This is a genomic window from Streptomyces luteosporeus, from assembly GCF_039532865.1.
Lineage (GTDB): Bacteria > Actinomycetota > Actinomycetes > Streptomycetales > Streptomycetaceae > Streptomyces > Streptomyces luteosporeus.
Window position 1 is genome coordinate 240,226 of sequence record NZ_BAAASL010000003.1, and the last position, 24,648, is coordinate 264,873.

The window sequence follows — 24,648 nt, forward strand, 5'->3', positions numbered from 1 at the left end:
GCAGTTACAGCGGTGGAGGCGGCGGCTCCACCGCGCAGCAGGTGTTGCCGCTCGGCGGTCGCCAGAACGGGATCGGCCGGGCGCCATTGGCAGGGGCCAGCCCAGGCCGAAACGTCTTCCGCCGCTGTAGGCGGTCACCGCTCCGGTCCTTATGCTCACTGCAGGACTTGGACTGTGGGGGGCCGGTGCACGTTGGGGACCTGATAGCGGGACGCTATGAGTTGCTGAAGCGTTTGGGGCGGGGCGGGATGGGAGAGGTGTGGGCCGCGCGCGACCGCCGACTCCATCGTGATGTCGCGCTGAAGCTGCTCGCCGTGGGCGACGATCTGCCGCCCGAGCTGGCCCAGCGTTTCGACCGCGAGGCGGTGGCCGCCGCGCAGATCAACCATCCGAACGTGGCGTCGCTGTACGACTACGGCAGGCACGAGGACCTGCTCTTCCTGGTGATGGAGAAGGTGGACGGCGGCTCGCTCAGCGAACACCTGCGGACCCGCCCCGTCTTCGCGCCGGCCGCGGCCCTTGCCCTGGCCGAGGCGATTTGCGCCGCCCTGGCCGCAGCCCACGCCGCCGGGGTCGTGCACTACGACATCAAGCCGCACAACGTGATGCTCACCCCGGACCGGCAGGTGAAGGTGGTCGACTTCGGCATCGCCGGTTTCCTCCACACAGCCTTCACCCTGGCCCATTCTTCCCAGCTGACTCCGGCCGGCACGCCGGAGTACGGAGCGCCTGAGCAGTTCCTCGCCGAACGCGGTGACGCACGCTCCGACCTCTACGCGCTCGGCGGCCTGCTCTTCGTCATGCTCGCCGGACAGGCCCCGTTCACCGGTCCGAACGCGATGGCGGTCGTACGGCGCAAACTCGACGAGGACCCGCCCCGGCTGGACACCTTGCGCTCCGACTTACCCACCGCCCTGACCGATCTTGTAGCGCGCCTGCTCGCCAGAGACCCCGTGCAACGGCCCCAGACCGCGGCCGAAGTCCTACGGCGCATCCGAGACTTGCAAGCAGCCACAGGTTCCGGGTCGGTACCCGCCACGGTCCCAGTACCCACCGTGCCGGGAACCGTGGGAGAGGAAGACGAGGTACGGCTCACCTGGAGCGGCGAAGAGCCTCTGAAGACCTACGTCAGGCTGCAGAAGATGTGGCCGTACTGGGTGGTGTTCCTGGCATCAAGCGCAGTATTGGCGGTCCTGATCCCCATTTTCCTTCGTGCCTACCAGGCCGACCCGTACAACGAGGCTCAGACGGGCATCTTCATCGCGGTTGGCATGGTGCCTTTTGCCGCGGTGCTGGTGTGCCTGATCGCCATACCGAATGGGACGTTCATCAGGGCCAGGGACGCCCGCGCCCGCCGCCCCAGATCCACATGGAGCCTCATCGTCGACGGCGAGGGCATCACCGTCACCTCTGAGGTCGGCAGCGAGACCTTTCCCTGGCCCACCCTCGACCGCGTCGCGATCAAGGTGCTCGTCTGCCGTAACTACGACTATAAGGCGCCCATCGACCACTACACCGGGCTCTTCCTCGACCTCGACCCCACCGCACCGCCCCACTCCCTGCAACGCCCGGCCGGCTGGCACTACAGGGCTGGGTACCTCCGCATGGACCCCAGAACCAACGTCCCAGTCTGCGTTCTCGGCCCCATGACCGAACGCCAGCGCAGCCAGCTCGTCCGGTCCCTCATCACCTACGCCGGCCCGGCCTGGGACCCGGAGACCACCTTCATCACCCAGCCAGTCGACCAGTAACAAGTGGGCGTTTCGTCCGCGGGGGAGCCGGTTGATGCATCCAGGCCGTTCAGTCGAACCACTTCCGGGGGCTGTGCGGACATTGAGTGCATGCGCAATCCCGCCGGAACTGTGCCCTCCTCGTGCCTCTTCCCAGGACGTTAGTACTGTGCCGCATACGTTCGCCGGATCGCTGGATCACGCGGCGAGGAGTGGTCTTCCCCCCAGCGGATGCCCTTCTCTCTGCGGATACGGGCGCGCTCCCTGCGTTGGGCGGCCAGGACGTCGGGGTGGCCTGCGTTGGTGTTGCGCCATCGCAGATAGGCGTGCAGCGCGCGGGTCCGGACTGCGTGGTTCGGATGGTTCGAGTTGGCGAGGGTGAACTGTCGCAGCGGTCCGAAGTGCGTCTCGATCGGATTGGCCCAGGAGGCGTTGGTCGGGGTGAAACAGAGGTGGACTTCGCGCTCCAGCAGGGTCCCCGGCGAGCCCTGGTACGCAGCCTGGGCGGCGCGCACCTGCGCCCAGTTGCCGGCCGTGCCCCGCAGCACCGACACCAAGGACATCCCCAGCAGGGAGACCTTCGCGTACAGCGGGCGGCCGTCGACCGACAGGCGCCGGACGTAGGCGGTCACGCTCGGCACGTGCTGCCCGAGCCGCACCGTGGCGCCCGGCCAGAGCTCGCCCGTGGCCTGGCGGATTTTCTCGTCCGCGTAGCCGAAGACCTCGGCGGCCGCGATGGCACTGGACCCAGTTATCCAGCTGGGGAGGCGAGACGTGCACCGCCGAAACTTCCTGGGCCACGAGCGGTTACGCCCTGAGCGCCCTTGCGCTGCCCGACCTCGACAGCATCACCCGCCGCACCAAGACCGCCCCTGTCGGCGCCGTACGCGTCGGCGCCGGCGAGGTCACCGCCATCCAGCAGATGGTCAAAGCCCTCGGCGATGCCGCCGCCGAACTCGGCGGCGGCCACGCCCGCCACCTCGCCGTGCGCTACCTCACCGACGACGTCGCCCCCTGGCTCAACGGCAGATACACCGAGGCCACCGGCCGCGAGCTGTTCGCCGCCACCTCCCAGCTCGTCCACCTCGCCGGCTGGATGGCCCAGGACGAAGGCAACGACCCAGAACACCAGGGCCGAGCCCAGCAGTACTACGCGCACGCCTACCGCCTCGCCGCAGAAGCCCGCGACCCCGAACTCTCCGCCACCGCCCTGCGCGGCCTGGCCGTCCAGGCCATCGACCTCGGCTTCCGCGCCGAGGCCGTCCAGCTCAGCGAAGCATGCGTCCGCTACAGCAAGAACATCGACAATGCTCGGGCCGTCGCCCACTACCAGGCCACCCTCGCCAACGCCGCCGCCCAGGACGACGACCCCCGGCAGGCCACCCGCCACCTCACCCTCTCCAAGAAGGCCAACACACACCCCGGCGCCCAGCCCGGCGAATCATGGGCAGCCCACTACACCCCCGGCCGCTGGGCCCACGAATCCGGCATGATCCTCGCCCGCCTCGGCAACCTCGACGCCGCCGAAGAACACCTCCGCCTCGCCCTCGACATCCACGGCCTCGACCGCCGCCGCACCCGCGCCATCGTCCTCGCCGACCTCGGCGGCGTCCGCCTCCGCCAAGGCGACCCCGACGGCGCCCTCGCCACCTGGCACGACTTCTTCGACTGCGCAGACGGCATCCGCTCCATCAAGATCCACACGGCAGCCCAGGACATGGGCGCCCGGCTCAATCGGTTCCGCGGCATGCCTGAAGCGGATCACCTGCGGCAGAAGGCGGCCTTGCTCGTCTTGTAGCCGGCCGCATACCCATTCCGCAGGGGGTGAGTTCGCTCAGCAGCGCTTTCCCTCTGGCTCTTCTCCGGACGGGGGCCAGGGGGTGTGGTCGGGCCAGGGAACGTCGGTCGCGATCGGCACTGTGTAGTCGATGCCAGGCACGGAGAATCCGTAGAGGCGTCGGACTTCAGCACGGAACCAGTCGAGATCGGCCAGGTCGGCGATGGTCGCCGTGGTGGCGGTCTCCCAGCGCTCCGCGACGGCCGCCTGGACATCGTCGGTCAGTTCGAAGGTGTCCAGGCGGATACGACCCTCGTCGTCCAAGTCGAGCGGGGCGGCGCCGGTGAGCTGGTCCCACAAGGCGGCGAGCTGGCGGATCGGCGGGACGAGGTTCTCTCCGAGGACGCCGCGCAACAGGCCGGTGTACAGGGCGATGCCAGGAATCGCGGTGGAGGACTGGGTGACGGCGGCGCCGTTGACGGAGGTTACGGCCCGCCCGCCCACTGTCTTGTCGAGACGATCGTTCAGGGTGCGGGCGGTGGCCTCCAGGTGGGCCTTGGCCGCGCCGATGGTGCCCTGCCGGTAGATTGCCGCTGTCAGTGGCGAGCCGATGTAGGACAGCGCGGCGGTGGCGAACTTGTCGGCAAGCAGTCCCCGCGTCGCGAGGTGGTCGATCCAGCGTTCCCAGTCCGCTCCGCCCATCACGGCCACGGTCTGCTCCACGTCGTCACCCTCGGCCGGCCCCGTCTCGACCTCGCGGACCTCGGGAACACCCTCGCTGTCGAAGACAAGGGTCTTGGTGCGGTTCGCCCGGCCGATCGGCTTGAGGACCGAGGCGTAGGTGGTGCCTGTGTCGGGGTCGGTCCGTCGGGGCGCGGCTACCGAGTAGATCAGGTAGTCCAGCCGACCGCCGAAACGCTGCTCGATGAGGTCGGCGACCTGTTCCTTCGTCGAGTCGGAGAACGCGTCGCCGTTGAGAAAGACCAGATCCCGCCCTGCGGTGCGGGCGATGTCAGCGGTGGCGGCGGTGCGGTACCAGCCCGCCGTCGCGGTGCGCCGCGCGGTGGGAGCTTTCTCGAAGGACACCGCGATACCGCGAATACCGGCGCGCTTGAGTCCGGCAAGCGTGGCCGCGAGGCCGTAACCGGCGGAGGAGCCGACGACCAGCGCGACTGGCCCGTCGCCTGCCGGCATGCCGGCGGGGGCGGGGCACGCCTGCCACATGTCGGCCACCAGCTGCCGGCAGCCGGCCGGGTGGGAGTCGAGGAAGAGGAAGCCCCGGTTGCGGGGGGTGAGAACACGCTCGCTCACGATGACAGTCCTTGGTTCGGCCGGGACACGGACGCGGCGACCAGCCACGCCCTTGCAAGTCTGGGCCAGCTTTCCCACACGCGGTGGCCCCACCAGGAACAATGATCATGAGCCAGTCTTGGAGTGTTCCACCACTTCCAGCCGAGCCAGAAGTAGCCCTGCCCTGCCGGGCATCGCCAATCAGGGCTACCCCGATTCGCCCAGGTCAGCGCAGGCTGTCACCTGGGGCGAGCAGGCTGGCGAGTTCGGTGCGGCCGTGCTGTCTGCGTCAGGCCGACCCCCAGTCCGCAGGCGAGCCCGAGTGTGCCCGTGTCCACGGCCGCGGCGAGCAGGCCGACTTCGAGACCCCCGATCGTGACGGCCAGGCTGCCTGCCAGGACTCCTGCGAGGCCACCGACGAGTGTGGTGGCGATGAAGGCACGACGATCTGAGGAGAGCAGAGTGACGGGCCCGGTGATGGTGGCGAGGTCGGGTACCTCGGCTTTGAGGCCGAAAGCGATGCCGGTCAGCACGGCGAAGGTGAGCCCGTTCCCGAGCCCGTTGCTGAACGCCTCTGCGAGGCCGTTCTTGACTCCGTTCTCGTACCCGATGACGAAGCCGCCACACAGCCCGGAGAGGAAGCCGGCCGTGGTCCTGCGGGGTGACCAGCGAAGCCGTGTGCCTGGGGCGGGGTTTACGAGGAACCCTGCCAGCGAACCGATCGCGAGTCCGCCTGCGATTCCGATCACGAGCCTGGGCATAGGGCCGCCGTCGAGCCCGACCGCCACACCCAGCGTGTAGCCGGACACGATGCCGAACGTGATGGTGCTTGTCAGGCGGCGGAGGTGTGGCGAAACGGCGTGAGGGAGTTTCCACCAGGCCAGATCCGGGCTGCCTGCTTGCTGGTTCTGCAGGAACCGGGCGAGGAAGATCAGGCTGCGGTGGGCTTGCTCGGTTGTCCAGCGGGGCGGGTGAGGAGTTGCGCGGTTAGGGGAGCTGTGGGGACGAGGGTTGTAGATGGTGCGGGCCAGGAACAGCCCGAGAGGGGTGCTCAGCGCCTGTCCCACTGGGGATGGGGTGCCCAGGTGCGCGATCACGGCGTCCCAGCGACGTGCAGCCGTGGTGTGCGGGCCGCCGGCGTCCCGACGCAGGTAGGCAGTTGCCGTGTTGGGGGCGACCGGGCGGAGCTGGATGACAGCGGCGCCGTTGAGACGGACCGGTGTGGCCGGGTGCTGGAGGACGGCGCGGTAGGGGGCGGCACGACTGGCCAGGACCAGGGGATGGTCAGCGGGCAGCGCGCGATTGAGGGCATTGAGCGCGGTGGCATGCAGAGCAGGAGGCAGTTCGTCGAGGCCGTCGAGCAGGGGCAGGATGCGGCCGGCGTGCAGCAGTGCCTCCGCCAGATCGGCGCGACGGCTCGCGGCGTTGGTTGCAGGGATGGCCGAGTGCGGGGCGGCAGCGCGCAACCCGGGGTACATCCTGCGTAGTTGCTCCGCCATCCATGACTTGAACGGCTGGTGAGGATCCCAGGAGGCCAGCGCGAACAGCACGGGCACCGGGGCATGCTCCGTGCGGCGTGCGATGAGGTCCTGCAGGAGCCGGATCAGCAGCACGCTCTTGCCTGCGCCAGGCTCCCCCAGAAGGATCAGGCGCCGGGTAGGGACCCGTTCGGCGAACACCTCACCGATGTCCGCTCCCCGCCCGGACAGCCCAGCGGCGTGCCGCGGCCAGAGGGCGGGGTCGCCGGGCGGTCCGCCGGGCCAGGCGCAGGCCAGGTCCGTCAACGACTGCCAGGGCTCTGCCAGGTCGTCGGTGGCGGCGTGCCAGGCAACCGGCAGGGGGTAGGGGGCGTTGACCCGCCGTTCGGCCGCCTCGTCGTCCCACTGGTTCTTGACTGCCTCGGCCAGCTGCCCGGCGATCGCGCTGAGTTCTACGGCCGTAGCTTCGGCACGGTCGGCACGGAACGCCGCCCAGGCGATGTACACCGACGCAAGGCTCAGCAACACCGATACCACGGTCTCGGCAGTACCGAGATGAAAACGCTGGGCCATTGCCAGCGCCCCGGCCGCCCCCAGCACGACCAACACAAAATATCGCACACCTGTTCGTTGCAGCTCTCGATGCAGTCCCCCGCGCCTCATGGCTGGATATCGTGTTGCGTCCGGCCCCGGTTGTGCGTGAGATGTGCGAAGTTTGATGCGAGTCCAGAAGTCAATCTCCCAACTTCTTTCCACAGGTGCCAGCTTGTGGCGCTAATTGGTCCCTTGCGCGACGATCGGGGTGGCGACAGTGGACGGCGGAGTGGGCGACATCAGGGGGGCGGTGAAGTAGACGGCGGCGCGACGGACCGCCGCCGTCACCGTCACTGTTCCCAGGTGGCCTGCGCGTCGCGCCGCGTCACCCACTTCACGGTCTTCGGCGCCCCCGTCCCCGCCTCCGCGACGTAGACGGCACAGCCCTCGACGCTCTGGCCCGGCCCGGTCTTCTCGAAGCCGTCGGCGCCCTCGCACTTGTCGAAGGCCCTGTAGCGCAGCGGATCGCGCCAGTCGCCGGTGGGATCGAAGCTCCCCATGATCGTCAGGTGGGTCAGCTCCCTGTCCCCGTCGGACACCACGAAGTTCGTGCCCGAGCTGCCCTTTCCGCTCTCGGTCCGGGTGAGCTTGTAGTGGAGGTAGTACGGCGTCTTGCCGGCGTACTTGGCCGCGTTCTTCAGCACGTTGAGGTCACTGCTGCTGCCCCTGTCGATACGCTCGACGGTCACGCTGAGCGGACCCTTGTCGTACGAGTCGACGGTGACCGCCTCCCCGAAGGCCGCGTGCTTCTCCGACGAGCCCGAACAGCCCGCCAGCGTGATCACTGCGACGGCCGCGGCGGCGGCAACGGCAACGGCTCGATTGTGCATGGGTGCTCCCTTACCTGTGGTGGCGCTGTCGCCTGACGACGAACGTGGCGACGAGGACGCAGACGGCCGCCACGTACGGCAGCCACCCGTGGTAGTCGCGACCCCCGCCGCCGGGGGATGCGGCCGGTGCCGTGCGCCGGGCCGTCGCCGGGCCCTTGGCGCCCGGGGGCGTGTTGTCCCCGCCCAGCCACACGTGTGCGTCCTGCGCCCCGGCCAGTGCCGTCTGCGCGGACAGGGCGGTCTCCCGCGGCATCTCCGTCCACTGCCCGCGGAACGCGCCGGCGGCGTCCACCTTGCCGAGGGTGACGTTCGCGAAGTCGACGCCGCCGAAGATGTAGGTCCTGGTGGTGATGTAGTCGCCGTCGCGCGTGGTGCGCTCGACGTGGAACTCGCCGTCGCGGAACGAGCGGACGTACGCGTCGAAGGTGTCCTTCGGCTTCCAGTCGGTGCGGGTGACCCAGCGGGTGATGTCACCGCGGTCGACGAGCGATCCGTAGGTGGTCGCCGAGCTCCGGGAGCGTTCGCGGTACCACTCGGCGGCGACCCGGCTGAGGTAGACCCGCCGGAGGGCGGCGTATTCGGGGGCGTGGTTCACCGCCTTCTCGATCTCGGGGAGGACCAGCCGGCGGAACACCGCCTCGTTCCGTGCCTCGGCGCCCTTGTCGCGCTCCTCGCACGAGGCCGCGCCGCGCGCGCCGCCGAAGTACTGCGACTCCGCCTTGACCGTGAGGGGGGCGTCCAGGATGTACAGCTGGCCGTCCTTCTCATGGACGCCGGCCCGCCCGGGCACGATCCAGGTGCGGAAGGACATGCACCGCCCGGATATCTGTTCCCAGAACTGCCGGCCGAGGTCGCCGTCCGGATGGATCAGCTTGGCCGTCGTCTTCTTCAGCTGGAGATCGGCCTGCAGAAGGACGCGGCCCACGTCGGTACGGCCGAGGGCGGAGTCGACGACGCGGTCGGGCTCGTTGGGGTTGAGGTTGACCCAGAAGGTGGAGGCGGGCAGCGACAGCCACACGAAGAAGGCGTCGGACGACTCGCGCGCCGCCTTCACGCCCGTCGCCGGGTCCTTGCCGTCCCCGGAGCCGCCCGGGGCGGCGCTGAAGGAGTACTTCAAACCCTTCCCGCCGGGATCGGCGAGGTGGCGCAGCTCGAGCGTGGAGAAATCGATGCCTCCGGGCACGGAGCCCGGGTGGGCGAGGGCCTTGACCAGGCCGCTGCCGCGGGACGGAGTCCCGTCGCCCTCACCGCAGGGACGCCCGGCAGCCTGCGGCAGGCCGCGGCCGGTCGTGAATGCGGCGTGGTGGGCGGTGTGCCCGGGGCAGTCGGGCGGGGGAGTCCCGAACACGCCGTTCGTCTCGCCTGTGTACCGGGCCTCGTCCGCCTTGTTCTGCGCGTACCGGTCGCGGGCCCGCGGTAGGTCCTTGGCGAGGCCCGCTTGGGCCTGCCGCGCCCTTTCGTCCTGGATCTTCGTGTACTCCGCCTCGATCTTCTTCAGCTCGGCGGTTCTCTTCGCAGTGTCGGTGATCTTCTTGGCTGTCGCTATCCGCTGGTTCTGCTGGGCGACTTCCTCGTCCGTCAGGTCGTAGTCGTAGGCGTGGAAGCGCCGGGCCTCGGAGGAGGTCTTCTCCCGGCAGTCCTGGCAGTACAAGCGGTCCGAAGCCCAGGTCAGCTCCTTCAGCGGGGCCTTCGCCGTCCGCAGCTTCGCCAGCTCGCCCAGAATGTGCGTCTCCGAATGGAGCCCGGGCTTGTTCTCCCACTTGCTCCCCGATTCCCGGAAGCTCAGGCCGCCGACCAGCAGGAGCCTGTCCAGCTTTCCCTTGCGCGCGTGTTCGGCCTCCTGCGCGGGCAGATAGTTCCTGAGGTCGTACGCGTCGACCTCCCAGGCGATGACGGGGGGAGCGCCGGGAGCAGGACCCTTCAGCAGCTTGTTGAGCGTGTCGTCGGCCAGTCCGCTGGGATCGACGAGGACGAAGGCCGCGTTGACGAACGGGCTGAGGGCGTCATTGCCCTTCCCCGCCAGGTCGAGTCGGTGCCGGACCTCGTAGAGCCTGAGCATCAGATCGTCCTCGGCATAAGGGAGCCGACCGCTCTCCGGTATGCCTTGCGCGGCGACGTGCTGCGCTTCGGCTGGGGCCGCCGGCGCCGCCACCGCGGGGGAACCGGTGCCCGGTGCCGGCAGCGCGAGGGCGAGGACGGCGGCGACTGCGCTTGCCGAGAGGCCGTGACGGAGCCGGTGCCGCCGGGCCGCGTTTGTGTGGTGCGCCATGCTGGTTCACCGTAGGCATGACAATGAAATCGCGGTGACCGGCCCTCGGCCGGGCTTCGGCCGTGCCTTCGGTCATGCTGGGGGGATGGCCCACGACGCTCCGGCGGCCGCCCTGGCGGTACTGCGCCTCTGAGGAGGAATCAGAACGGCCAGTAGCGACATCGGACCGATCTTGGTTCCGGTTCGGTGACTCCGCGCTGCAGCGCGCCCAGCCGCCAGCTCCCCGGCGCCCGGGCCAAGCAGATGACCTGAACGAGGGAACCGTGTTCTGTATCGCTCCTTCTCTGCTGCTCTGAGCGTTGATCAAATGACCAGTAAGACGGAAAGGACCAGCCACATGTGGGATGACTCTTCGCGTAACCTCCTGGCGTACACGCGGGAGCTTGCCGACGCTGTGCTCAAGGCGAAGGTGGGTGATCCCGTCACACAGCCGATGAAGGACGCGGCCGCCAAGGTGGCCCTCCGGTTGGACGGGGAGGAGGGCCAGGTCAGCGACGCACTGCCGGGTGATCTGCCCGGGTGAAGCGTTCGCCATGAACCGGCTTGCCCTTGCCCCCGGTGACCCCGACCTGCAAGAACTCCGCGCCTCCGGCCGCATCCCCGGGCAGCTCGCCACCACCTGACCGCCCCCGCTACTGCCACCATGCATCACCCACGGAGCAGCACAGAACCCAAGGCGGCGAGAATCGCCCATCGGCAAGCCGAAACCGGTGAGGAGGTGGATGGTCTATTTGCCGTCAGGACTGTCGAGGATGCGGAGATTGAGCGCCCAGACCCCCCTTCAGAGCCAAGATGTGCTTCGTGACCTCGTCGGGGTCCCAATTCGGCCCGCCGCCGGTGCGGGGGCATCGGCAAGGGCTCTCTGCAACGCGTCCAGATGCTGGGTGATCCCGACGGCACCTGGCTTCTCCGGTCCCGAGCGCGTCATCCGAGACTTCGCCGCTGGGGACCCGGTCGGGGAATGAGGGGATGGCTATGTCGCCCATCGTGCTGGGAACGCCTCGCACTCGCCACCCTTATTGGTCAAATCAACCCATACGGTGCCATCGCGTCCGATCGCCGGACCCCCCGACACGGGTGCCGCCCTCGCTACTGACCGTTCTGATCCTCCCCGAAGGCCGTGATGGTGCCGGCGGGGGAGGTAGGCGTCGAGGACGAGGAGGGGGGGCAGGGTCATGAGGCGGGTGCCGCCGCCTTTCTTCCAGATTTTTGCGGTGGTGTCGGTGCCGTGGGGGGCGGAGGTCGTCGGTGTCGAGGCGGGTGATGGCGCCGCGGCGGAGGCCGGCGAGCATGGCGTGGATGAGGGCGCGGTTGCGTGGGGTGACAGGGGCGTAGAGGCCGTCGGCGGCTTGCATGAGGGCGGTCATGTGGGTGGCGTCGACGATGGGGAGCCCGGGTTCGTCACGGACATCTGGCCGGAGGCGTTCGTCGAAGTGGTCGGGGGTGGTGCCCGGGAGGGCGCGGGCGGTGCCGTTGCGGAGGGATCGTCCGTAGCCGCGGGCGAGCCAGTGGTGGAGTTCGTCGAGGCCGGGGACGGTGGGGTGCCGTTAATGAACGGCGAACCTACCCACATGTAGCTGAGAGTGACGGATCTCGGGTGGGTTCCACCGTAGGTGTCCATGCTTGGGTCCCGGACGTACGGTGAGGGATGGCCGGGCGCGCGCCGGTGTGAGCGCTGTTGGAAGCCGTTGCGGGCGACGGCCCGCAACGACGCACAGTTCTGCTCGAAGGCCCCGGCCTCCTACCTCGGACGCCAGGGGCAAGTAACTGGCAGGTAGCGGCTCCGAGGTCACCGTTTGCCGACGTTGATTCCCGACACGGGTTGCCCACACTGCCGGCCCGCGCAAATACTCCGGCCGGTTCGAGTGTCGACAGACCCTCGTTTTCCGGCACCTACCCCTTGCGGCTGGTGACAGCGTTCTTACTTCGCAGTCGGCCGAACCGTTGACCAGCGGAGACGTGCCTACTTTGCGCCTGGTGTCAGAGATAGGAGTCCGGGGCCTACTAAGAGGTCGTCTCAGTTGGCATTGCGTCGGTAGCAGTTGAGGGCGCTGGCGATGCCGATGAAGGCGAGGATGTGCTCGGCTTTGCGCTCGTAGCGGCGGTGCAGGCGGAGGCAGCCGCACATCCACGACAGCGTACGCTCGACCACCCAGCGGTGCCGGCCGAGTCGGCCGGAGTTGTCCATGCCGCGCCGGGCGATGCGGGGCACGGTCTGCCGGCGCCGCAGCCAGTTCCGCAGGTGGTCGAAGTCGTAGCCGTCGTAGCCTTTGTCCGTGTGGAGCCGGGCCGGCCGAGGGCGTCGGGGCTCGCGGTGTGACCGGATGGGCGGTATGCCGCGCCTCATCGGCACGAGGGCTTGACTGTCATGCAGGTTGGCAGCGGAGACGCCCACTGAGATCGGCAGACCGTTGCGGTGGCAGATGACATGGGCCTCCGGCCCATTCTTGCCGCGGTCGGTCGGATTCGGCCCCGTCAGGGCCCCCTTTGACGGCGTGGACGCTGATCGAGTGGATCACACAACGCGACCAGTCCACATCGCCCTTTGAACCGAGCCGGTCCAACAGTACGCGGTGCAGCTTGGCCCAGACCCGGGCCGCAGACCAGTCAGCGAAACGTCGGTGCACGGTCTGCCAGGAGGCTCCGAAGACCGGCGGCAGCTGACGCCAGGTGCAGCCGGAGGTGGCCACGAACACGATCGCGGCCAGCACCGCACGGTCGTCGCACCGCCGCCGCCCACCGCCCTGTGGACGCTGCGGTGCCTCCGGCGCCACGTCCTGGAACACCTCCCACAACCCGTCCGGCACCAGCCGCTCGACTATCCCCATGGCCAGATCAACGAACTACCGCCAATCAAGACACCGTCTCAGAGGGGTTCACTCGGCTCGCGGATTGATCCAGGCGGCAAGCAGCCGCTCGTGCTCGTCGGCAGCCTGCGCGAATCCCGCCTGGAAGGAAGGAGCCCATGCCGCGGGGTCGCTCGGGTCGGTACCGAAGGCACGAATCGAGGTCTCGTCCGGAGCAATGGTGAGCACGGTCTGCGCGCCGAGGGCGACCTGCGCCTGTTGGCGCGGATCTCGCGGGAACTGATGGGCTAGCGGGTCAACGACGAGGAGCGTGCGGGCGCCCCGGGCCAGGTCCGCGTTGGTGCCCTCGCGCAGTGCGCCATCCATGTAGTGCCGGTCGCCGACCGCGATCGGTGGCGCCGTGCCGGGGAAAGCGCTGCTCGCGGCCACCGCGTCGACCAGCGGCAAGCCGCTGTCGCGGTCCCAGACCACGGGTTCGCCGCTCGCCACGTCCACGGCCGTTATCAGAAGACGACGTTCCGGCCAGGCGTCGGTGCCGATCAACTCGCGCCGAACGGCGAGCAGTGCCTGCTGTGCGCGGGGGTCGGCCGTGTCCATCGCGATCCGTCCCACGTGACGCCGGGCCTCGTCAGGCGCCAGGCCCGGCGTGCCGAGCACGGCGAACACCTCGGCGGTCCGTCCTGTGTCCGGTCCGGGGGGTCGGGGGCGATCGCCGGTCACCGGGTTGGCGAGGCGGCCGAGGCCGTCCTCGGCGCCGAGCGCCGCCGCCACGATCGCACCGGCCGAGGTGCCAACGATCAGATCTGCCTCGCCCAGGTCCATCCCTTCGCGACGCAGACCGTGGACCAGTCCTGCCATCCAGGCGGTGCCGGCGAGCCCGCCCGGGCCGAGCACGAGCGCGCGGCCGATTGAGTACGCGGTTTCTTCCCGGTCGGCGACGTTCGGCATGCGGATCACGCCGCCGCGATCGGCGTAAGGAAGATCCACACGTGGCCGAACGGATCACGCAGCATCGACTGCCGCGCGCCGTAGGGCATGTCGGCCGGCGCCGTGAGCAGCTCGGCGCCGCTGGTCACAGCTTTCGTGGTGAGGCCGTCCACATCCGGCACGTAGACGTGCAGCGCAACAGACGTTCCAACCCGGTCCGGAGTCGAGAACGGGACGTCGACGTCGCCAAGCATGAGCGTGGAGCCGTGGATACCGACCTCGGCGTGCACGATCCGCCCGGCATCGCCTTCGAGCCGAAAGAGCTCGACCGCGCCGAACGCCTCCGCGTAGAACTCGATCGCCTCGGCGGCGCTTTCGACCATGATGTGGGGAACGACAGCCTGCTTGTGGTGCTCGGGTATTTCCATGTGGATCACGGTAGGGCGGCTGTGGCCCGCCAGAGATCGGGCCGCAGTCGCACCCGGCCTAGGACCTCGGGCCTAGCTGCTACTCCAGCGGGACATTCGTGATCTTGCTGATGGTGCCGGTTGAGCGGACGGCACGGCCACATCTGATCACCGGTGTGTGAAGATTCAGGATCATGCGATGGCCGCGGGTCGCACCGTAGACCCTGCCCGCTGGCAGGAGACCTTCGAGGGCCTGATGTCCCGGATAGCGGGCCGGTTCGCGCGGACGATCCACGGCTGGAGCATCAGCCCGGCGTTCCTGGTCATCCGGGGTGGTCATCCGGGGCCGTCGGCGAAACGGGGCTTCGTCGCGAGCCTCTGGTAAAGGACGGTCCGGGACCGGCGGGTGCGTTGCACGAGCCCTGCGCGGTGGAGGATCTGCAGGTGGTAGGAGACGGTCGCGGGGCTGAGGTACAGACGCCGGGCGAGCTCTCCCGTGGTGCGCGGCTGGGCGAGCTCGGCCAGCACCTTCACGCGGGTCGTGCCGATCAGTTCGTCACCGCGCGAGGGCGGAAGAGAGTCGTTCTGCGCAGCCGGATAGACGATCAGTGGTGTGCGGGGAGCCGGCGCGCCCGGGGGCTCGGCGCCACAGAAGATCGCACGTCCCGCGAAGACGCTGGGTACGAGGATCGCGGCGTCGGCGTCGAGACTCAGATGGTGGGAGCTGGTGGCGAGCAAATGGACTCGCAGGGCACCGTCGTGCCACTCCAGGTTGGGAGCCAACTGGTTGACGGTGTCCGCGATGCCGTGGCGGGCGATCAGGGAGGCCCGATCGGCGACCTCCCCTTCCAACCGGACCCGCATGCCAGGCCAGTGGGGCGCCAGGACGGCGCACCAGAACTGCTCCAGCTCCGCAGCGATACGCTGCGCCACATACTGCTCGCCCCTCTCCATGGCCATCAGGAGCAGCCGAGGCGGCCTGTTGCCCGCGGTCCCGTCCCATGAGTGGCCGCCGATGGCCGCCGTCAGTTCGTAACGGATCCGCTCGCTCGGCGTGGTCGCCACCTGATGCAGGGCGGTGTCCAAGGCCACCTGAAATCCCGCGGGTTCCGGCCGCAGGAAGTCGGGAGCATAACCGCCCGGCCCTCCGCCGGCGACGGCAGCCAGGAGCCCCAGCCGTCGTTCCGCCAGGGCGTCCACCGCCCGGGCGCGCCAGCCCGCGCCGAGCACACGCGGGAACCGGCCGAGAGCGAAGAGCAGATCCTTGGCCGCGTCCAGAGGCGACACGGCGAACCGGACTCTGCCCAAACCCTGCACGCCCAGCTGGATCCGGATCATGAGCAGCCCCTGTCACGCGATCCTCTTCGAAAAAAATCGAATCATTCGACCGCGGACATGTCATCCGCTTCCCTGGAATCCGTGCCCCACGCCACTCGGCGGACCACGGGCACCGGCACTCCGGAACCGCACCCGACAGGACAGCCGGTCGATAGGAGAAGCTCCCGTGAAGACCAGAATCAAGTCTGCGCTCGGCGCAGCGGTCGTCACGACCATCGCCATGGTCGTAAGCACCGGCACCGCGCACGCCAACACCTACCAGCGCAATGTCCAGCTCATCAACCACCACACGCATTGGTGCCTCGAAGGCGGCGGCGCCAACGCCGGGGTCCGCACCGCGCCCTGCAACGGCAGCTCGTACCAGCGATGGAACGTGCTCTCCTACGACTCCGACGTGGACAACTACTACGCCCGCGTCCAGGTCCAGTCCGCAGCGACCGGTCAGTGCATGAGGTGGGACCACTACCCGGTGTGGAACGGAAGCTGGGACCAACTCCGCACGAACTCCTGCGACTACAGGAACCCCGATGACCAGTGGAACCTGACCTGGGTCGGCAACACCGCCCCCAACCCCTCCAACAGCTTCCAGTTCTTCAACCCACGCGGGGTGATCAATGACCCGGCCTGTCTCGACGCCGGTCAGAACAGCCTGATGTACGGCTACGGCCGCGGCACCGTCACCTGCCCGTGGCACACCGACGACTGGCAGATCTGGAGCATGCAGGGCTGACAGGAAAGGGTGCTTCGCAGCGGGGGCGCGGGCCTGCGGCCGTTGGCCGCGCCGGGGCGAGCGGGTCGCCGGGCTCGCTCGCCCGGTTCGGCGGGCGCGCGGCCATCGGCCCGGACACCTGCGCCCGAGCGGGGAGCGCCGTGCCGTCAGCGGTGATCAAGGGGCCCGTTAAGGTGAGCCGATCACGCACCAGATGGAACGAAAGGCCACGCAGCCCACCGTGACCGAGCACCGCCCGCACACCCTGTTCACCTTCGGCACCCTCAGGGACGAACACGTCCAGACCGCCCTCTTCGGACGGCCCGTACCCGGCTCCCCGGCATCGCTGGCCGGGTATGCGACCAGGCCCCTGACGATCACCGACCCGTCCGTCATCGCCACCAGCGGCCTCGACGTGCACCTGACCCTCGTACGGAGGATCGGCGCCGAGGCCGAGGGCACCGTGCTGCACCTGACCGACGCCGAGCTCGCGGCCGCCGACGCCTACGAGGTCGACGACTACGCCCGCCGACGCGTCGTCCTCACCTCCGGCGAGAGCGCCTGGGCCTACCTCGACGCCAACCCGCTGCGCGCCGCGGAGCGCATCGTCATCGTGGGCGACAGCATCGCCTACGGCCGTTGCGACCCGCACGGCGGCTGGGCGTCCCGCCTGACCGCCGCCCACATCGCACAGAACGAGACCGCACACCGCGTCTTCAACCTGGCCGTCCCCGGCAGCACCCTGACCGACGTCGCCGAGCAGACCCCCGCCCTGCTGGCCCCGCGCCGCCCCGACACCCTCCTCGTCGCCGCCGGCATCAACGACTCGGCCGCCCCCGACGGCCCGAAGGCCCTCGCCGAGAACCTCGCCTCGCTGGCGGCCACGGCCCTGACCCACGCCGCACGCCTCGTCGTCATGGGCCCTGTCTGGCTCGACGAAACCCGTACCGCCGACTACGAGGGTCTGTGCTTCACCCACGCACGTGCAGTGAGCCTGCGCGAGTCCCTGCGCACCTGGTGCGAGGAACACCACGTCGACTTCCTCGACATGTGGCAGCCCCTCCGGCACCGGCCCGACCTCTTCACCGACGGCCTGCACCCCGGCACCGAGGGCCACGAGGTGCTCCACCACCACCTGAGCACTCTCGCAGCGGAATGAACCCACGACGCCTCCGAAAGCGGGCACGCCGGGTCGACGGGAAGGCGGCCCGCCTCGTCGGCGTGGGCAATGTGCTGCTGTGCGGTGTGCTCTTCCTGGTGGCCGTCGGAGGCGTCTGGTTCTTCGAGGCCACCACCCGCGCGCAGGAGACGGCCCTGGCCGATGCCGCGGGCTGGGTGTACGGGTGCTGGCTCGCCGGCGGGCTGATGGTGTTCTCCGTACTGGGCATGATGCGAACGCTGTTCACGCACCTGACGACGATGTTCCTTGTTCCCGTGGGCGCCCTCATTCTTGTTCTCCTGCTGGTGGCCTGACGGCCGGGTTAGCCCCTCATCGAAGGGGGCAGGATGGGGGATCATGCCGACCGTGCCGGGCCCCGGGAATCCCGATGCCCCGCACAGCCCTGCAGCTGAAGGGAAGGGGATGAACGGATGACTCGCATCGCCATCAACGGGTTCGGCCGCATCGGACGCAATGTGCTGCGCGTCTTACTCGAGCGCGACAGTGCGCTCGAAGTCGTCGCCATCAACGACCTGACCGAGCCCGCCGCTCTCGCGCGGCTGCTCAAGTTCGACTCGGCGGCGGGCCGGCTCGGCCGCCCGGTGGAGGTCGACGGTGACACCCTCGTCGTCGACGGACGACGCATCAAGGTGCTGGCCGAGCGGGAGCCGGCGCAGCTGCCGTGGGCCGGCCTCGGGGCCGAGATCGTGCTGGAGTCGACCGGCCGGTTCACGGCCGCGAAGGCGGCGGGCGCCCACCTCGACGCGGGTGCCAAGAAGGTGCTGGTCAGCGCGCCGTCGGACGGCGCCGACGTCACGCTCGCCTTCGGCATCAACACCGACATGTACGACCCGGCCGCGCACACCATCGTCTCGAACGCGTCGTGCACGACCAACGCGCTGGCGCCGCTGGCCAAGGTCCTCGACGACCTGGCGGGCATCGAGCACGGCTTCATGACCACCGTGCACGCCTACACCCAGGAACAGAACCTGCAGGACGGCCCGCACCGCGACGCCCGCCGTGCCCGCGCCGCCGCCGTCAACATTGCGCCGACGACGACGGGTGCTGCCAAGGCGATCGGCCGCGTACTGCCGGGGCTCGACGGCAAGTTGTCCGGCGACTCGATCCGCGTGCCCGTCCCGGTGGGCTCCATCGTCGAGCTCAACACGCACGTCGCGCGCGAGGTGACGCGAAGCGAGGTGCTCGCGGCCTACCGCGCCGCGGCGGAGGGTCCCCTCGCGGGCATCCTCGAATACTCCGAGGACGAGCTCGTGTCGTCCGACATCACCGGCAACCCGGCCTCGTCGATCTTCGACTCCGCCCTCACCCGCGTCGACGGGCGTCACATCAAGGTCGTCGCCTGGTACGACAACGAGTGGGGCTTCTCGAACCGCGTCGTCGACACGCTCGAACTCCTCGCCGGCAGCTGACACCAACCGGGTCCCTCCGGGGAGGCGGCGCCGCGCGACGGCCCCGGAGGCACCCGGTCCCGGCCCGCCAAACCGGTTGGGCCGGGCGGCCGGAGGCTGATACGGTCATCGCAGCCGTGAGAGAACGCAAGGAGGTGAGAGACCCATGAAGGCTGTATCCGTATGGGTGCTCCCCCTTTCCGTCGCGGTGGGTGGCTGACGCAGGTGTCGCCGGGAGCGCCTGGGACAAGGCACTCCCGAGAGGCAACACCTATGAACTCTTTGCATCCCACCGTCACGCGCGTCGCGGACACCCAGTGGCAGGCCGTGGGGGACGACCGCGTGGTCGGCCGCGGCGACACCGCGCAGCGACCCGACGGGCGGCTCTTCGTCAGCATCGACGCGTGGCACGGCGCCGTCTTCGACCGCATCGCCCACGCGATGCTCGCGGACCTGCCGGCCCCGCTCTACACCGTGGTCGACGAGGACGACCACGAGGCGGCGTCCGCCTGGGAACGGGCCGGCTTCACCTTCGCACGCCGCGAGTGGGGCTATCGCGTGCCCACCGACCCGCACGTCACCGGGCTCGGCCCGGTGCGGCCCCCGCAGGACGTGACGATCGTGCCTGCCGGCGAGGCGGAGGAGGCCCCGCTGCGCGCCCTGGACCGCGTCGTCCGCGACGAGGTCGAGGCCGCCGCCGGATGGCGGACGATGCCCGCCGAGGTACTGCCCCGCCCGGCGGGAAGCACCGTGATCGACCCGTCGAAGTACGCGGTGGCGCAGCACGCCGGCCGGTACGTGGGGCTGATCCGGGTGGCACAGCTGCTCCGGCAGCCGCGGATCGGCCTGATCGCCGTCCGCGCCGACCACCACCGCCGCGGCGTCGCCCGGTCGCTGCTGGCCCACACCCTGGGCTCGCTGCACCGTGCCGGAAAGGCTTCGGCGTGGGCCGAGGTGGACGAGTCCAACGCCGCGGCCACTGCCCTGTTCGAGGGCATCGGCGCCCGGCGCGCGGGCAGCACCGTGGAACTCGTCCGCAGCTGACGCCGCACACCGTCCGTCACAGAACGCACGACAGAACGCAAGAAGAACGAAAGGAAGTGAGAGTCATGACGAAAACATCAGGCGGCATCGATGTGGAGGGCACCGTCGTCGAGTGCCTGCGCAACGCCACCTTCAAGGTGGAGCTCGAGAACGGACACACCGTGCTCGCCCACATCAGCGGGAAGATCCGCAAGAACTACATCAAGATCCTCCCGTTCGACCGGGTGCTCGTGGAACTGAGCCCTTACGACCTGACCCGCGGCCGGATCCGCTACCGCTACCGGTCATGACCGCGAGCCCGGCGTCCCCTGCGTCCTGGGACCGTGCCGCGGTGCGGGATCGTCTCGCCGCCATGGCACGCGAGGACGCCGGGCTGCGGCGCTTCGGGGCCGCAACCCATCGGTACCGGCTGCGGCCTGCCTTGAAGGAGGCGGACGTCCGGGCGTTCGAACGCCGGCACGGCGTCGAACTGCCCGGCTCCTACCGCCGCTTCCTCCTCCACGTCGCCGACGGAGGAGCCGGCCCCGGCCACGGAGTCGTCGGGCTGACGGAGGACGCCGACGAGGACGAGGCACTCCACGACCTCCGGCAGGAGGACCTCCAACCCGGCATCCTGGCCACGCCCTTCCCCCACACCCGCGCCCGCCCGGGGCCGGGCAACGGCGGCGACACCGCGTACGCGGTGCACGGGACGCTCGTCATCGGCGAGATCGGCTGCGGGGCCTTCTCCCGGCTCGTCGTCACCGGCGCGCACGCGGGCCGGGTGTGGTGCGACGACCCCGTGTGGGGCGGGCTCACGCCCGGGCCGGACTTCCGCGCCTGGTACGGGGCGTGGCTGAACGGCCCCGAGGGCGCCCGGCCGGTGCCGGGCGCCCTGTGACCGTCAAAGCGGAAGCCTCAGTGGACGATCAGGGCCGTGGCCATCTGGCGGGGGCCCGTCGCGTCGGACGGACGGTTGACCACCTTGTCGCCCACGACCATCGTCGTCGAGCCGCCACCGTCGAGGTTGATGGCGTCGACCGCCCCCAGTGCGCGCGCCACCAGCGCCGATTCGCGGAAGGACAGGCCCTCGCTGTAGCCGGGACGGCGCCCGTCGACGGTGATCAGGAGCAGCGAGCCGTCCTCGGTGACGCCGGCGACCGTGCGCGGGTGCCGGTGGGTGGAGAAGTAGTCGAAGAAGCCCGGGTCGTCGGGGTGGTCGAAGCCCTCGGCCTCGGACGGGATCGCCACCTGCCCGTCGCGCAGCAGCTGCGGGCCGCCCGAGACGATGTCGGCGGGGCCGTCGCCGGAGGTGCGCAGCGAGCGGTGCGAGGTGGTGTCGTTCACGTCCGTGGTGACCGTCAGCACGCTGCCCGGCCGGGCGTGGTCGCGCAGCCAGTCGGCGCCGTCACCGGTACCGGCGAGCAGCGTCGTGCCGGCCGGAACCGCTCCGCCGCGGTGGTCGCGCAGGTCGAGCACCGTGCCGTCCTTCGCGACGACCGCCGCCGCTCCGGCGCCCTCGTGGGTGGGGCCGTAGAAGAAGCCCGTGTACTGGATGATCTCGGAGTCGTCCGTGCACTGCACGTCGTGCAGCGGCCGTTCGGTGGGCAGGTCGCCCCCCACGCCGCCGCAGTTGCGGATCTTTCCGGGCTGCCGGTTGATCCCGTCGACCTCGCGCTCGGCACCGTCCTCGGACCGCACGCGCAGATCGGTCGTGAACTGGCGGACCGACGGGCGGCGGTCGGGATCCACGGGCAGGACCAGGGCGCTGCGCCCGTTGACGGCCTCGCTGACCAGCTCACCGTTGATCACGGACAGCCCGGCCATGTCGCCGAACGTGCCGTCCTCCTCGTCGGAGCCGTAGCCCCCGTTGATCCCGGCGATGCCGCCGGTGCGCTTGACCATCTCGGCGACGGTCTCGGCACCCGGCACCCGGTCCAGCGACTGCCGGGCCCGGACGCGGTCCCGGTGCGCGGCGTCGACCTTCAGGACGTCGACGACCCACGGGCCCGAGCCGCTGCGTCCCCGGCCGTCCTCACCGGTGAAGTACGTCCGGGACGGGTTGAACCCCGCCGTGCGCAGCTTCTGCACCAACTGGGCGGCGGCCGCCTTGTCGGTGAGGCTGCCGACCCGTACGCGCCAGCCCCACGGCAGGGAGGACGGCAGGTCCTGGGGGCGGTCGTCGACGCGGGTGACGGTGGGCGGGAAGCCGGCCTTCGCCAGGCGGTCGGCCAGGGCGCGGGCGGCGCCCTCGTCCCGCAGCAGGTCGACCTCGACCGTCCAGCGGTCGTTCGCATCCGCGCGGCCGCGCTCGATGTGGGTCCAGGTCACTCCGGGCGCGAGCTCGGCGGTGCGGCGGGTCTCGGGAAGGTTGTAGGCGCCCAGCGGCAGGCCGCTCGCGGCCCGCGGCGGTGCGGCCTGGGCCCGTCCGGCCGCGGCGGGAGCGACGAGCACCAGCGCGGCGAGGCCGGCTGCGAGCGCGGCCCCGGGCGTGCGTCTGATCTTCACCACGTTCTCTCTCCTGCCCTGTGATGGCATGACACGTACGCCTCGTCACGTCGCAGTCTCGGCGGGCGGTGTGACGCCCGCGCGAACGCTCAGGTCGGAACGGCGTACGGGGAGGCAAACAGGGATGCTGTGCGTGCAGAGGGGTGGGGGGACTGCGGTGAACCAGGGAACACCGTAGTCCTCGGGGACCACCGCGTCAGCAACTGCCGCAGCGGGTCACGGGTGCAGGCGCGGGCGCGCGCCCGCTGTCGCGACCCGGGCGCCCCGGGCCTCCCGTGAGCCCCGGGCGCCGCAGGTCCTTCCGGGACCCGGAGGGAACGCGGACCGGCGTCAGCCCCGCAGCCGCGGCCCGGCGGCCGTCGCCGCCGCCCTCCGGGCGGCCGCCCGGACCGCCGCGGCACAGGCGTAAGCGGCCACGCAGCCGCCCGAGTTGGACAGCAGGTCGTTGATGTCGGCCGTGCGGCCCGAGGACGTGAGGTACTGCATCGTCTCGATGGCGAGCGAGCCGGCGAAGCCGCAGGCGGCCGCGGTCGCCAGGCGCGTGCCCGCGCTCGCCGGCAGCAGCCCGCCGGGGACGAACATGACCACGTTGAGGAAGAAGTCCCAGCTGTCGGCCGGGTTCGAGACGTCGAGCAGCTTCAGGTTCACCGCCTGCCCCGCCCCGGCGGGCGCCGCCCCGTGAGTGCTCACCGGTCCCGGGTGAGCGCGAGCAGGGCCATGTCGTCGGTGATGCTGCCCCCGGTGTGCCGGGTGACGTCGGCCAGCAGCGCGTCGAGCAGCTCCTCCGGCCCGCGGAAGCGACGGCCGGTCAGGGCGGCGACGGGATCGTAGAAGGCGCCCGTGCGGTCCTTGGCCTCGGTCAGGCCGTCCGTGTACAGCAGCAGGGTCGTCCCCGCGGGGAAGGCCAGGGCGTCGGCCGCCACCCCGTCGGGCCCCAGCCCGGCCAGGCACAGGGGCAGCGCCGGGTCGGACGGCTCCGCGCAGCGCACCTCGCCGTCCGGCCGCAGCAGCAGCGGCGCCGGGTGGCCGCGGTTGACCAGGAGCACCTCGTCGCCGGCGTACGGGATCTGGGCCAGCACCGCGGTGACGAACCCCTCCGTCTCCTCCAACCCGGCGCGCTCCGCGGCCTCGCGCACCAGCGCCCGTTCGAGACGGGCCGCGATGCCGGTGAGCGCCGGCTCGTCCTCCGCGGCCTCGCGGAAGACCCCGAGGGCCACGTCGACGGCCTTGACCGCCTGCATGCCCTTGCCCCGCACGTCCCCGACCAGGCAGCGCACGCCGTACGGGGTCGCCTGCACCCCGTACAGGTCGCCCCCGATCTGCGCCTCCCGCACGGCCGACTGGTAGCGCACGGCGATGCGCACCGGGCCCAGGCGCGGCGGCGGGTGCGGCAGGACGGCGCGCTGCACCGCGAGGGCGACCTCGCGCGCGGACTGCAGCCGGACGTCCCGGTAGTGCATGAGCCGGCTGACGACGACGGCGAGGGCCGAGACCGTGGCGACCGTCGCCAGCTCGCTGCGGCCGCCGGATTCGTCGAGGAAGCCGAAGTGCGCGAGCACCAGCGCGTCGGCGAGGCACGCGCCGATGCCCGCCAGGATCGTGGCGCGCAGCGACAGCAGTGCCGCGGCCGTCATCGGCGCGGCGGTGTAGACCGCCTCCAGGCTGAAGTGCGGCGGGGTGTTGACGTCGATGAGGGCGCCGCCGACCAGCATCACGACCGGAACCAGCGGGAGGTGGCGCAGGAACCAGCGCATCACGGCGGTGCGCCCCGCGCTCGGTGCCCTCACGTACCCGCTCCCGGTGTGTTGGTGCCGTACGCCCCGCAGGCCCAGCATCCGTCGGACGGATCACGGCCGCCAGGCGTGGGGCGGCATCCGGGGGAACCGGGGCGGTCAATTGTTCGAGTCGGGCGCCGCCCGTCCCGCCGTGCTCGCCGCCTTCTCCTCGACGGCGGCCAGCCACAGGAAGAGCGGGGGCAGGAGGAGCTCGGTGCCGGTGAGGACCACCTGGAACCAGTGCGGTGGCCCGTGGGAGAGGAGGGACAGCAGCCGGCCGGCACCGCCGAGCAGCAGCAGACCCGCCAGCCACCGGACGGCACGGGCCGGGATCGGCGAGCGCCGGGCGACGTGGATCCAGGCGAGGCCGTACCCCATGAAGATCGCGCCGTAGAAGCGCTCCCGGCTGTCGACGGTCGCACCCGCAAGGCCCTCTCCGGGGACGGAGTGGACCCCGGCGACGAGGTGCGCGGCGCCGATCGCCGTGCAGGCGGCGCCCATGAGGAGCAGGAGCCATCTGAGCAGTCCGGTCACGACCGGCCCCCCTTTAGTAGACACGCATCTACTAGCCTGGGAACGAACGTACGGCACCGCCCGAACGGGCGTCAACTAGCCTGG

Annotated in this window: 22 protein-coding genes and 2 pseudogenes; 11 read left to right on the top strand and 13 right to left on the bottom strand. The window is 70.4% G+C overall.

The window, feature by feature from the left end; genetic code table 11:
- Positions 1-185: 185 nt before the first annotated feature.
- Entirely contained in the window at positions 186-1,751 is a 1,566-nt protein-coding gene (locus ABD361_RS05020) for a serine/threonine-protein kinase (protein WP_344433467.1), read from the top strand.
- Between the two features lie 140 nt (positions 1,752-1,891).
- Here the strand turns inward: ABD361_RS05020 and ABD361_RS05025 are convergent.
- Positions 1,892-2,188 (bottom strand): annotated as a pseudogene (locus ABD361_RS05025) (hypothetical protein); the annotation flags it as partial.
- A 221-nt stretch (positions 2,189-2,409) separates the two neighbouring features.
- Between ABD361_RS05025 and ABD361_RS05030 the strand changes: the two are divergent.
- Positions 2,410-3,528, top strand: a pseudogene (locus tag ABD361_RS05030) (NsdA family TPR-like regulatory protein); the annotation flags it as partial.
- 36 nt (positions 3,529-3,564) lie between these two features.
- Here ABD361_RS05030 and fabV read toward each other — a convergent pair.
- The 4 genes from fabV to ABD361_RS05050 form a co-directional block, all read right to left on the bottom strand.
- A complete protein-coding gene (fabV, locus tag ABD361_RS05035; protein WP_344433469.1) occupies positions 3,565-4,818 on the bottom strand; it encodes an enoyl-[acyl-carrier-protein] reductase FabV in 1,254 nt (417 codons plus the stop codon).
- Between the two features lie 218 nt (positions 4,819-5,036).
- Positions 5,037-6,884: an NACHT domain-containing protein gene (locus ABD361_RS05040; protein ID WP_344433470.1), complete on the bottom strand. Its 1,848-nt coding sequence runs from the start codon at positions 6,882-6,884 to the stop codon at positions 5,037-5,039.
- 275 nt (positions 6,885-7,159) lie between these two features.
- Positions 7,160-7,699 carry a hypothetical protein gene (locus tag ABD361_RS05045; RefSeq protein ID WP_344433471.1) on the bottom strand — a complete coding sequence of 180 codons (540 nt, stop codon included), beginning with the start codon at positions 7,697-7,699 and terminating at the stop codon, positions 7,160-7,162.
- A gap of 10 nt (positions 7,700-7,709) precedes the next feature.
- Positions 7,710-9,968 (bottom strand): hypothetical protein, encoded by a 2,259-nt coding sequence (locus ABD361_RS05050; protein ID WP_344433472.1) that lies wholly within the window; start codon positions 9,966-9,968, stop codon positions 7,710-7,712.
- Positions 9,969-10,275: 307 nt separating this feature from the next.
- On the opposite strand from ABD361_RS05050, the gene ABD361_RS05055 reads away from it, so the two are divergent.
- Together ABD361_RS05055 and ABD361_RS05060 are read left to right on the top strand one after the other, a co-directional pair.
- Entirely contained in the window at positions 10,276-10,491 is a 216-nt protein-coding gene (locus tag ABD361_RS05055) for a hypothetical protein (RefSeq protein WP_344433473.1), read from the top strand.
- A 652-nt stretch (positions 10,492-11,143) separates the two neighbouring features.
- Complete coding sequence (locus ABD361_RS05060) at positions 11,144-11,545, top strand: hypothetical protein (RefSeq protein WP_344433474.1); 402 nt, start codon at positions 11,144-11,146, stop codon at positions 11,543-11,545.
- A gap of 440 nt (positions 11,546-11,985) precedes the next feature.
- Here ABD361_RS05060 and ABD361_RS05065 read toward each other — a convergent pair.
- The 4 genes from ABD361_RS05065 to ABD361_RS05080 form a co-directional block, all read right to left on the bottom strand.
- Positions 11,986-12,796, bottom strand: a protein-coding gene (locus ABD361_RS05065; RefSeq protein WP_425583147.1) for an IS5 family transposase whose coding sequence is annotated in 2 segments (ribosomal slippage) — positions 11,986-12,456 and positions 12,458-12,796 — 810 coding nt in all. Because the reading frame shifts where the segments join, the coding sequence is not laid out codon by codon here.
- A gap of 48 nt (positions 12,797-12,844) precedes the next feature.
- Positions 12,845-13,723, bottom strand: a complete 879-nt coding sequence (locus tag ABD361_RS05070) for a patatin-like phospholipase family protein (RefSeq protein ID WP_344433674.1) — start codon at positions 13,721-13,723, stop codon at positions 12,845-12,847.
- Positions 13,724-13,728: 5 nt separating this feature from the next.
- Positions 13,729-14,130 (bottom strand): VOC family protein, encoded by a 402-nt coding sequence (locus ABD361_RS05075; protein ID WP_344433475.1) that lies wholly within the window; start codon positions 14,128-14,130, stop codon positions 13,729-13,731.
- A 315-nt stretch (positions 14,131-14,445) separates the two neighbouring features.
- Positions 14,446-15,447 (bottom strand): ArsR/SmtB family transcription factor, encoded by a 1,002-nt coding sequence (locus ABD361_RS05080; protein WP_344433476.1) that lies wholly within the window; start codon positions 15,445-15,447, stop codon positions 14,446-14,448.
- 166 nt (positions 15,448-15,613) lie between these two features.
- Between ABD361_RS05080 and ABD361_RS05085 the strand changes: the two genes are divergently transcribed.
- The 7 genes from ABD361_RS05085 (at position 15,614) to ABD361_RS05115 (ending at position 20,648) form a co-directional block, all read left to right on the top strand.
- Positions 15,614-16,177 carry a hypothetical protein gene (locus tag ABD361_RS05085; RefSeq protein ID WP_344433477.1) on the top strand — a complete coding sequence of 188 codons (564 nt, stop codon included), beginning with the start codon at positions 15,614-15,616 and terminating at the stop codon, positions 16,175-16,177.
- A gap of 193 nt (positions 16,178-16,370) precedes the next feature.
- On the top strand, positions 16,371-17,315 hold the full coding sequence (locus ABD361_RS05090) for a GDSL-type esterase/lipase family protein (RefSeq protein WP_344433478.1): 945 nt from the start codon (positions 16,371-16,373) through the stop codon (positions 17,313-17,315).
- Positions 17,316-17,377: 62 nt separating this feature from the next.
- Positions 17,378-17,629 carry a hypothetical protein gene (locus ABD361_RS05095; RefSeq protein WP_344433479.1) on the top strand — a complete coding sequence of 84 codons (252 nt, stop codon included), beginning with the start codon at positions 17,378-17,380 and terminating at the stop codon, positions 17,627-17,629.
- A 117-nt stretch (positions 17,630-17,746) separates the two neighbouring features.
- Positions 17,747-18,745: a type I glyceraldehyde-3-phosphate dehydrogenase gene (gene gap, locus ABD361_RS05100; RefSeq protein ID WP_344433480.1), complete on the top strand. Its 999-nt coding sequence runs from the start codon at positions 17,747-17,749 to the stop codon at positions 18,743-18,745.
- A 252-nt stretch (positions 18,746-18,997) separates the two neighbouring features.
- On the top strand, positions 18,998-19,768 hold the full coding sequence (locus ABD361_RS05105; RefSeq protein WP_344433481.1) for a GNAT family N-acetyltransferase: 771 nt from the start codon (positions 18,998-19,000) through the stop codon (positions 19,766-19,768).
- A 65-nt stretch (positions 19,769-19,833) separates the two neighbouring features.
- On the top strand, positions 19,834-20,058 hold the full coding sequence (gene infA, locus ABD361_RS05110; RefSeq protein ID WP_344433482.1) for a translation initiation factor IF-1: 225 nt from the start codon (positions 19,834-19,836) through the stop codon (positions 20,056-20,058).
- Positions 20,059-20,120: 62 nt separating this feature from the next.
- The gene (locus ABD361_RS05115; RefSeq protein ID WP_344433483.1) at positions 20,121-20,648 is read left to right on the top strand and encodes an SMI1/KNR4 family protein; all 528 of its coding nucleotides are present in this window, start codon (positions 20,121-20,123) and stop codon (positions 20,646-20,648) included.
- A 17-nt stretch (positions 20,649-20,665) separates the two neighbouring features.
- Here ABD361_RS05115 and ABD361_RS05120 read toward each other — a convergent pair whose 3' ends face one another.
- From ABD361_RS05120 to ABD361_RS05135, 4 genes are all read right to left on the bottom strand, one after another.
- The gene (locus ABD361_RS05120) at positions 20,666-22,258 is read right to left on the bottom strand and encodes a phosphodiester glycosidase family protein (protein WP_344433484.1); all 1,593 of its coding nucleotides are present in this window, start codon (positions 22,256-22,258) and stop codon (positions 20,666-20,668) included.
- A gap of 327 nt (positions 22,259-22,585) precedes the next feature.
- Complete coding sequence (locus tag ABD361_RS05125; protein WP_344433485.1) at positions 22,586-22,945, bottom strand: VanZ family protein; 360 nt, start codon at positions 22,943-22,945, stop codon at positions 22,586-22,588.
- Positions 22,942-24,042 (bottom strand): PP2C family protein-serine/threonine phosphatase, encoded by a 1,101-nt coding sequence (locus tag ABD361_RS05130; protein ID WP_344433486.1) that lies wholly within the window; start codon positions 24,040-24,042, stop codon positions 22,942-22,944. Before ABD361_RS05130 ends, ABD361_RS05125 begins: the two co-directional genes overlap by 4 nt.
- 105 nt (positions 24,043-24,147) lie before the next feature.
- Positions 24,148-24,564: a DUF4345 domain-containing protein gene (locus tag ABD361_RS05135; RefSeq protein ID WP_344433487.1), complete on the bottom strand. Its 417-nt coding sequence runs from the start codon at positions 24,562-24,564 to the stop codon at positions 24,148-24,150.
- Positions 24,565-24,648: the final 84 nt, after the last annotated feature.

Bases quoted from the DNA above. Each gene is read 5' to 3' on its own strand.
- ABD361_RS05045 (WP_344433471.1), bottom strand. From the start codon at position 7,699: ATGCACAATCGAGCCGTTGCCGTTGCCGCCGCCGCGGCCGTCGCAGTG.
- ABD361_RS05050 (WP_344433472.1), bottom strand. From the start codon at position 9,968: ATGGCGCACCACACAAACGCGGCCCGGCGGCACCGGCTCCGTCACGGC.
- ABD361_RS05055 (WP_344433473.1), top strand. From the start codon at position 10,276: ATGACCAGTAAGACGGAAAGGACCAGCCACATGTGGGATGACTCTTCG.
- ABD361_RS05060 (WP_344433474.1), top strand. From the start codon at position 11,144: ATGAGGCGGGTGCCGCCGCCTTTCTTCCAGATTTTTGCGGTGGTGTCG.
- ABD361_RS05070 (WP_344433674.1), bottom strand. From the start codon at position 13,723: ATGCCGAACGTCGCCGACCGGGAAGAAACCGCGTACTCAATCGGCCGC.
- ABD361_RS05075 (WP_344433475.1), bottom strand. From the start codon at position 14,130: ATGGAAATACCCGAGCACCACAAGCAGGCTGTCGTTCCCCACATCATG.
- ABD361_RS05080 (WP_344433476.1), bottom strand. From the start codon at position 15,447: ATGATCCGGATCCAGCTGGGCGTGCAGGGTTTGGGCAGAGTCCGGTTC.
- ABD361_RS05090 (WP_344433478.1), top strand. From the start codon at position 16,371: ATGGAACGAAAGGCCACGCAGCCCACCGTGACCGAGCACCGCCCGCAC.
- gap (WP_344433480.1), top strand. From the start codon at position 17,747: ATGACTCGCATCGCCATCAACGGGTTCGGCCGCATCGGACGCAATGTG.
- ABD361_RS05105 (WP_344433481.1), top strand. From the start codon at position 18,998: ATGAACTCTTTGCATCCCACCGTCACGCGCGTCGCGGACACCCAGTGG.
- infA (WP_344433482.1), top strand. From the start codon at position 19,834: ATGACGAAAACATCAGGCGGCATCGATGTGGAGGGCACCGTCGTCGAG.
- ABD361_RS05115 (WP_344433483.1), top strand. From the start codon at position 20,121: ATGGCACGCGAGGACGCCGGGCTGCGGCGCTTCGGGGCCGCAACCCAT.